The organism is Lachnoclostridium sp. MSJ-17 (assembly GCF_018918205.1).
GTDB lineage: Bacteria > Bacillota > Clostridia > Oscillospirales > Acutalibacteraceae > Ruminococcoides.
This window is the reverse complement of the sequence record NZ_JAHLQB010000070.1, coordinates 21,475-27,474: the sequence shown is the minus strand read 5'-3', so window position 1 is coordinate 27,474 and position 6,000 is coordinate 21,475. Positions and strand designations below refer to the sequence as shown.

Here is a 6,000-nt window from a genome sequence, read left to right as displayed (position 1 = left end):
AAACAGAAAGAAGGTAAAAATCATGTGTGAAAATTATTGCTTGGATTTAGATTCAATGCCAAAGGTGCTTCAAACCCTCGATGGAGTAACACTGGCAGAGATGGACTTGCCGCCGATCAAGTATGTTATCAAAGACCTGCTCCCACAGGGGCTTGCGATGCTGAACGGCTCCATGAAGATCGGAAAATCATGGATGGTGCTTGACTGGTGCGTCAGGATAGCGAAAGGTGAAAACATCTGGAATTTTCCGACCACAAAAGGCACAACCCTCTATCTCAGCTTGGAGGACTCCAACACGCGTCTGCAAGACCGTCTACTGTCGGTCACGGAGGACGTACCGCCCAATGTACATTTCTCTATCAACTGTCTGACAATCGGTGATGGCTTGGAGGATCAGATTCGTAACTTCGTTGCGGAGCACCCCGACACGGTTTTGGTCGCAATCGATATCTTCCAGAAGATACGCACGACAACGGAAATCAACTATGGCGTAGATTATGCAGAGACAGAGATTTTGAAATCGCTGGCGGGTGAATTGGGTATCGCGATTCTCCTTGTACATCACGTGCGAAAGAAAGAGGACGAAGACCCGTTCAATATGATGTCGGGCAGCAACGGCTTGGCAGGCTGCGCCGACACGCTGTTTGTTTTGAAAAAGAGCAAACGCTTTTCCGCGGACGCTACTCTCTTCTGCACGGGGCGTGATATCGAGTATCGGGAAATCGATGTTCGCTTCGAGAAGGAAACCTGTACGTGGAGTTTCATTTCCGACAGCGCGGAAAATCCGGAAACGCTGCTCCCGAGACCGATGCAAAAGCTTGTTGAGATGATGAAAGAGAAATCTGCATTCTCGGGCAGCAACGCTGAATTCATGGAAGAGTTCAAAAGCTATTCCGGAATCGAAATCCATACCAACGTCATGAAAAAGATGATGAAAAAGCACCGGTCGGAGCTTGAGGAAAACGGCGTCACCTTTGAGGACTGCAAACGGAACAACGACCGCTGTATCGATATCTGCTACGACCCACCGACTGACAATCGCTGAAAAGTACGGCAAGTACAGCAGGTACGGCAAATGCCCGCAGGGGATTTTGCCGTCCTTGCTGTCCGAACCGTCCGACAGCGTTACCGTGCCGTGTGTACCCCTGTGTGGGCTTTTCCACAGAAGGTCGGAAAACAAGCCGACGGAGAAACACGCGCGGATTTGGGCGAATGTCGGCGCGTTGTCGCCGCTAATCAAAACAAGATGAATAAACCGCGTTCTTTTGCGCGGGTATCAAAAGCGAGAAAAAATCAAGTATCAAAAACAGGCTTAAAACGGGTATCATACGCGGGTTTTAGCGCAGACTCGTCTGCGGCGGCAAGCAGAGCGCCCGGCTGTCCGCCAAACGCAAAAAGCCGGGCAGGAGCCCGGAACCCACTTTTATATAATCCACGGAGGTAACAATTACGGCAAATAGAAAACGAAATCAAACACTATCAATTCGGTTAACACCGGCAGAAAAGAAAGAGATTACAGCCAAAGCAACGCAGGCACAGATGACTTAAACGGACTACCTGATAGCGTGTTCACGCAACACAGAAATTAAGGTAACGGACTTGTCAGAGGTGCTTGTAGAGCTGAAGCGTATCGGTAAAAACATCAATCAAATCGCGCGGAAAGTGAATTCAAAAAGGTTCTTCTTCGGCAACTTCAATTCTGTTATCGAAGGTCAGCGCAAAATCTATGACGCGATACTCAACTTGACGGGAGATGACAGCTGATGGCAACCGTCATGTATATTCCCGAACATCGACAAAACAGGTTCGCAATGCGAGCGGTCATCAACTACTGTATGCAGGAATGAAAATCATAATCTATTCAACAATTATTTCACAAGAATAAGGAGGTCGATCGGAAAAAGCATAAGTTGTGATGCCCTATGGCATCCAAAAACAATGAAATACCCAAGCACGAACTGCAAGCACTCGCAAGAGCGTTTGCCGATGACATTATCGCATTCTTTGAAACCGAAGAAGGACAAAAAGAATACGAAGAATGGTTACAGCAGAAAAAGGACACTGAGAAGGTTGCATAAGAAAACAAGACAGGGAGCGGTGTACTCTCTGCCTTGAAATGTTAATTCCTATATCTGTCAATCTTACTGTTGAAATTCGGATAAGCGTAGAAAAAGACAAATCCGAACCCGTCTCCAACAGGGAGAAGGTTCGGATTATCTTCGCTTGGTGCAGGTAACAGGACTTGAACCTGCATGAAATTGCTTTCACATGGACCTGAGGGTCATACCTGTTCGGTGAAACCTATTTTTTCCCGATCCCATGCGGTTTTTGAGAGTATAGCATAGAGAAACGGGTTAGTCAAGAGGTTTTACGAGTTCCAATCTTCTTCCGTTTCCGCGAGCTTTGCGTGAAGCGTATCCCTTAGATCGATCAGCGCGGGAATGAAACTGTCACGGATCAACAGGAGCAATTCGTCAACCTCGTCCTCGTCATAAATATGTACAGAGGTATTGCGCTTTTTGAGCATCAGAAGCCAAACGGCGGAATCATTAACGAAGCCGAGCTTGTACCCGAGCTGCAAAATCTCGCGGGGTGATCCGGTCTCCGCTCCCTGAGCGCCGTGAAGCCGCAGAACGGCTTGAAGCGCTTTCCAAGCTAACTCAAAAGTCAGATTGAATTGACCGATAACGCCGGTTCTGTAAATATCATCATTGTTTGCGAATTCAAAATCAGCGTTTTTTAATATATCCAGACAGTTGGAAAAATTATCAAGTTTTTTCATAAATCGTCACACCGTCCTTTGCGATTTCCTCTTTCAAATCATCCGAAATATTGTCATCCAAATTCACGATGTCAAACGTCAGAAGTGAGTGGGTATTTTCCTTGACATCCCAATAAAATGCGTCAAAATCGCCTCCGCTGACCGCGATATCAATATCGCTTCTTTCCGTATGAGTGCCTCTTGCGCGGGAACCGAACAGAATGATTTTTTGAACACCGTGCTTTTCGGCGAATGCCGAGATGTCTTTTGTTATTCTTTTGGGAATACTGTCCACTCTAAACCGCCTCCCACCGTGTTTACTGAGTTCATTGTAGCATAATGTGTTTCGTCTTTCAAGACAGAAAAGAAGATAAATGAATCCAATATTACTCAAAATCGATTCTGAAATATTTCAAATACTCTTTAAACCTATCCTGCGCGGTAAGGCAGGTGTCGCGGAGATAGCCTTTTTCATTTGTCCACTCGTTCAGTCCTCGGTAATAAAACAGCTTCAAATCATCGTCGATGATAAACGGCACGATATTGTTGCGCAGACATTCCTTGAACAAAATCAGCCTTCCGACTCTGCCGTTTCCGTCCTGGAACGGGTGGATGCGCTCGAATTGATAGTGAAAATCCAACAGCTCGTCAAAGCTCTTTTCCGCTTGCGCGTTGTAATCGGAAAGGAGCTGTTTCATTTTGTCCGCAACCTCCTCGGGCAAAGCGGTTGTCTTGCCGCCGACCTCATTCGGGCGCTTCTTGTATTCTCCAACTGCGAACCAATCCTTGCGGCTGTTGCTCGTTCCGCTTTTCAGTGTGAAGTGAAGCTGCTTGATAAAGTGTTCATTCAGCTTGCGGCTTGCGTTGTCGATCACCATGTCAATGCACTTGAAGTGGTTAGCCGTTTCAACGATGTCATCCACATTGACCGCCGTGTTTTCTATGCCGATCGTATTGGTCTCAAAGATATAGCTCGTCTGATCGTGTGTAAGCCTGCTGCCCTCGATGTGGTTGGAATTATAGGTCAGCTCAATTTGGGTTTTATGATAGATTCCGCCGTGTAGCCCGCTTGCTTTTTCTTCTCTCAATTCTATCAGAAGCGGAGAGATATGCTTGGAAGGCTTTGGTTCTTTGCGCGGATTACTGGCATTCTCGGGAATATACCACGTCTTTCCCTGAATAAATGCTCCGTTTATCTTTCCCTGCGCGCAGTAGTTACGCACGGTTCGCTCAGAAATATTCCATCGCTTTGCCATTTCGAAAACAGTCATATATTTCATAATCATCACCTATAATATTATACCACACTATCGGCAAATTATCAAGAAAATAATTATATCAGTTATTGCCGATATTTATATGATTATTCTTTGTTGGGTGTAGTAAAGCATAGAGAAAAAGATTAGTCAAGAAGTTGTTCTCTTTGACGGAGAACAGCTTTTTTATTTTAAGTTCATATTAGGTTTGCCTTGTAGAATACAGGCAATACCACAGGAGGTGGCGTATATGAGAACAAAAATAATAAATAGATTAGCGGCAGGAACGATCGGTGTTTGCTTTGCTTACGCGCTGATCCGTCAGCCGTTCGCCGTTATTCTATCGCCTCCATTACTTATCTTAGTAGCCCTGAGCAAAACTCAAAAAACCTGATAAACAGTGAGCTTTTCTCAGATAATAATTTGTTTTATCACTCAAAAATATAGAAACAGCCAGCCAAATATCGTATAATTATGTTGTAGCAAAAACCAACGAAAGGGGCTGGCTGTTATCTATCGCCAAGAAATTTTACAGGACATCTCTTTGTTCACATCACAACCAAAAGCAAATTTTTATCGCGTACTGTTCGATAACTTGGATTTATCCGTGTTGCCTGAATACATTGCTTCTACAGGTCGTAAAGGTTATTCCGACCATGCTAAAGTTCGGGCGTTTGTTGTGATGAAGTGCGAGTGCTTTTCCTGTGTTACAGATCTTTTGGATTATCTCCAAAACAATCTTTTGATCGCGCATTATTGCGGTTTTAATATTATGAAACCCCTGCCGTCCTACTGGACATTAGAGCGTTTCATTAAGAAGAATAAAAATGAGCTTTTACAGCTTGTTATGCAAACTCAAGTTAAGAAGCTGTTTGACTTAGGTGTTTTAGACACATCTTTTATTGCGCTGGATTCAACACCTATCTCCGCAAACACTTCCCAAAACAACCCCAAATCTTTTAAGAAAGACAAGTTCAAACCCGAGAATCAGCCTGCTTCGGATAAAGACTGCAAACTTGGTGTTCACACCGCCTCTAATCAGCATGATGAGAAGAATTACGAGTTCTACTGGGGTTACAAAAACCATATCCTTGTTGATTGCATCACCGGACTGCCGATCTATGAAATGACAACCACCGCCGATGTTGCCGACAGCACGGTCACTCTGGATGTTCTTGAAAAGACAAATCACTTTTTATCACTAAAGGAATGCACCTTTATCGGTGACAAAGCCTATGATGTGAAGAAAATCTACAATACAGTCAAAGATGTTTACGAAGGTGAGTGCTGCATTCCTATTAACAAACGAAATACGAAAAATCCTGATAAGCTGCCTTCCGGTCGTCTTCTTTGCGACGCAGGGCTTGCTATGAACAAGGACGGTAAAACGACAGACAACGGAAGAACCAGACAGAAATACTGCTGTCCGTTCAGGCAGTCCAAAACCGCTTGCTGTCCTTGCAACCACAAAAACTGGAACAACGGCAAGAAAAACCGCGGCTGTTTCAAATACATAACAATTCCAAATGATTATCGTCTATCTATTGACAGAGATTGTGTTTCTTTCAAAAAGATTTATGCTCTGAGAACGGAAGCGGAGCGATACAACGCGCGTTTTAAACAAACCGGGCAGGAGCGCGCTTGGGTTCATAGCCTAATCGCCGTTCAAAATCTCAACACTCTTGCGCATATCGCTTTGCTGGCTGTCGCAATCGCCGCAACCGTCACTCATTCCGATTACTCTGTTCGCTGCCTGAAAAGCGTGAAAAGAATCGCTTAAACTTTATTCTTCCATATTTTTAACAGTCGCTGTGCGTTTTGGGCGTATGGCTTACTCAGGTGTACCTTATTAAGATTGTTTCTGATTTCTTTCATTATTTATCGCTTGAAGTGTGTTCGTTTTGCTTTTCACTATATCTTAGTATTTACAAGACTATAATAAAATAAATGCTTTATGTTACGTTTTAATAAGAACTATAAGAA

Annotated in this window: 8 protein-coding genes and 1 pseudogene; 6 read left to right on the top strand and 3 right to left on the bottom strand. The window is 44.2% G+C overall.

What is annotated here, in order from left to right; translation table 11 throughout:
• From KQI64_RS06055 to KQI64_RS06040, 4 genes and pseudogenes are all read left to right on the top strand, one after another.
• Positions 1–1,045, top strand: a 1,045-nt coding sequence (locus KQI64_RS06055; protein WP_216523820.1) for an AAA family ATPase, incomplete at its 5' end; no start/stop codon positions are given.
• A complete protein-coding gene (locus KQI64_RS06050; protein ID WP_216523824.1) occupies positions 975–1,250 on the top strand; it encodes a hypothetical protein in 276 nt (91 codons plus the stop codon). The genes KQI64_RS06055 and KQI64_RS06050, both read left to right, overlap by 71 nt.
• 196 nt (positions 1,251–1,446) lie before the next feature.
• A pseudogene (locus KQI64_RS10760) lies at positions 1,447–1,764 on the top strand (plasmid mobilization protein).
• 158 nt (positions 1,765–1,922) lie between these two features.
• Positions 1,923–2,078: a hypothetical protein gene (locus tag KQI64_RS06040; protein ID WP_216523818.1), complete on the top strand. Its 156-nt coding sequence runs from the start codon at positions 1,923–1,925 to the stop codon at positions 2,076–2,078.
• Positions 2,079–2,368: 290 nt separating this feature from the next.
• On the opposite strand, the gene KQI64_RS06035 is transcribed toward KQI64_RS06040, so the two are convergent.
• From KQI64_RS06035 to KQI64_RS06025, 3 genes are all read right to left on the bottom strand, one after another.
• Positions 2,369–2,782 carry an HI0074 family nucleotidyltransferase substrate-binding subunit gene (locus KQI64_RS06035; protein ID WP_216523817.1) on the bottom strand — a complete coding sequence of 138 codons (414 nt, stop codon included), beginning with the start codon at positions 2,780–2,782 and terminating at the stop codon, positions 2,369–2,371.
• On the bottom strand, positions 2,769–3,056 hold the full coding sequence (locus KQI64_RS06030; protein ID WP_216523816.1) for a nucleotidyltransferase family protein: 288 nt from the start codon (positions 3,054–3,056) through the stop codon (positions 2,769–2,771). Before KQI64_RS06030 ends, KQI64_RS06035 begins: the two co-directional genes overlap by 14 nt.
• Positions 3,057–3,147: 91 nt before the next feature.
• The gene (locus KQI64_RS06025; protein WP_216523815.1) at positions 3,148–4,041 is read right to left on the bottom strand and encodes a Fic family protein; all 894 of its coding nucleotides are present in this window, start codon (positions 4,039–4,041) and stop codon (positions 3,148–3,150) included.
• A gap of 226 nt (positions 4,042–4,267) precedes the next feature.
• Here KQI64_RS06025 and KQI64_RS06020 point away from each other — a divergent pair, with 226 nt between their 5' ends.
• Entirely contained in the window at positions 4,268–4,411 is a 144-nt protein-coding gene (locus KQI64_RS06020; RefSeq protein ID WP_216523814.1) for a hypothetical protein, read from the top strand.
• 150 nt (positions 4,412–4,561) lie between these two features.
• On the top strand, positions 4,562–5,797 hold the full coding sequence (locus tag KQI64_RS06015; protein ID WP_253289200.1) for a transposase: 1,236 nt from the start codon (positions 4,562–4,564) through the stop codon (positions 5,795–5,797).
• The last annotated feature ends 203 nt before the right edge of the window (positions 5,798–6,000 follow it).